General features: G+C 50.1%; 2 protein-coding genes and 1 pseudogene. All 3 read right to left on the minus strand.

From position 1 onward, the window contains the following. Positions 1–410, minus strand: a pseudogene (locus HMPREF3138_RS26935) (hemagglutinin); the annotation flags it as partial. A gap of 105 nt (positions 411–515) precedes the next feature. Continuing rightward, positions 516–812: a hypothetical protein gene (locus HMPREF3138_RS24995; RefSeq protein WP_057524199.1), complete on the minus strand. Its 297-nt coding sequence runs from the start codon at positions 810–812 to the stop codon at positions 516–518. Continuing rightward, positions 809–1,959: VENN motif pre-toxin domain-containing protein (locus HMPREF3138_RS25000; protein WP_080214269.1), on the minus strand; the 1,151-nt coding region annotated here is incomplete at its 5' end. The genes HMPREF3138_RS24995 and HMPREF3138_RS25000, both read right to left, overlap by 4 nt.

The following is a 1,959-nucleotide window of genomic DNA, read 5'->3' on the forward strand; positions in this document are numbered from 1 at the left end:
CTGCCGGTGCCGTATTGCCGCATCGCGTTGTCATACGCCCGTTGCAGCACGTCCGCTTCGCGGAACGGTTTGCCGCTCTTCTCCAGCTGCTCCCTGGCCTGCGCCAGCGCCGCCGGGTCTTTCTGTGCCTTCAGCCCGGCAATATCCCCCTGTGTGCGGATGACATCCATCGCCTGTCCGCCGATTTCCCCAATCAGCTGCGCCTGCTTGAGCCGATTTTGCTCCTTCTGCTTGTTGAATATCGGGCTGATGCTGCCGTCGTTGGCATGCTCGGTATCCCGGTTTAGCTGCGCCACATCCTGCTGCTGTTTGTCTTTGTCGCGAACTATCAGCGTACCCTCACTGACGCCGGCCTTCGTCGAGCCCTCGGCATGCCCGCTGTGGAAGTGAGCGCTGCGCTCCAGTTGCAACGACAGGAAATGGATGTTTTTAAGGCTTCAGAGGCAGCAACCCCGATCTATTGGCCGGTGCTCGACTCTTTACAAAACATATCCTGTCTCACAGTTGAATAGGGTTTAGTAATCAGCGTGATATATAACTTTGTATGCACTTCCCAGTTCTTCTTGAAGAAGCTCAGCTAATTTATAACCGTCATCAATAAATAGCTTTTCCTCTTCCACACTTTTAAAACCAGACAATGCCGGATCATCTGTATTAAGTATGGCATCATATCGTTTTGCCCAAGCCTCAAGGCTATTTTTTAACCCCAAAGATATTGGTAACTCGTCGGGAGATATATCCCCAAAATCATCTGGAGTCGTTCCCCATAATGGATAGCAATGATAATCAGCCATTAACTTTATTTCTTTCATTTTACTGACCCTCGCAAGTTAGCTCCTACTACGTATCCATTACTCCCCACAGTAACAGCAATATTATATTTCTTACCGTCGATCATGGTTTCGTAAATTGGACGCCCAGCTCCAGCGCCCTGATAACCAACAATTTTACCATCAGTAACAGCCTTCATTACGACATCGGGAATACGTGCTTCTGACACGCCAATTTGTGCAAATTGGTCACCATGCTCTTCCACTATATGTTGCAACCCCGATTTTGAATTCCCTTTCTCAAGGAAGATAATTTTTCCACTATTATCCTTTGCAGCACCAACAACATTTTCAGGTGTAAATTTAATACCCTGAATTGTCATTTCTTTAAATAAAGATTTAGTTGTTAGGCTGTTTTTTGCTATCGCAATTAAATCCTTACCCAGTACACCCAGAGATGTTAAAGCTGCTTGGTTCTCAGGATTTGATGCGTATGATGCAAAACTCATCCAACCAGGGCTGTTTACATCAATATTTGCCAGATCCTGGCTATTCCACTGCTGGACATAGGCTTTGGCTTCCTCACTGGTCATCACATCCACGCCAGGAATTCTACCTAACCAACCGGGCCGTTCTGTCATCTCAATGCCACCTTGAGCCAGCTCTTTGTCAATAACTACGGCCTCCAGTGGATTATCTTTCAACTTCTGATCGGTTTCTGCACTTTGCTTATCGCTAATTTGTTTCCACTTATCTATAACTGCTTGGCAGTCGCCACCTGATTTCCGACAATCTGACAGCTCTTTATCAAAAGCAATAGACTGAGACTGATTCAGATAGTTATTCTCCACCGCATTCTTGCCGGTCTGCGCCGCCGTTACCGCTCCTGCAGTATCGCCCGTCGCCAGCCCGCCTGCAAGCCCTGCGGCCAACTGGCTCAATGCGCTGACCTGCTGCTTCTCGCTTTCGCTCAGCTGCGCGCGCTTCGCCGGCGTATCAGCATTGAACAGCTTGTCTGCGATAACCCGCGCTGCCAGTTCCGCGCCGCCGGCACCCAACCCGCCCGCCAGCGCCGGCTGGTTATTCAGCTGCGCCGTCACCGCGCCCAGCACCGCGTGCGCCATCGCATTGGCGGCCATGTTGTCTTCACCGACCCGTTTCTTGATTTCCGTCGCCAGGTACGGCGAGG

Source organism: Serratia sp. HMSC15F11, assembly GCF_001808215.1.
In the GTDB taxonomy this organism is placed as follows: Bacteria; Pseudomonadota; Gammaproteobacteria; order Enterobacterales; family Enterobacteriaceae; genus Serratia; species Serratia nevei.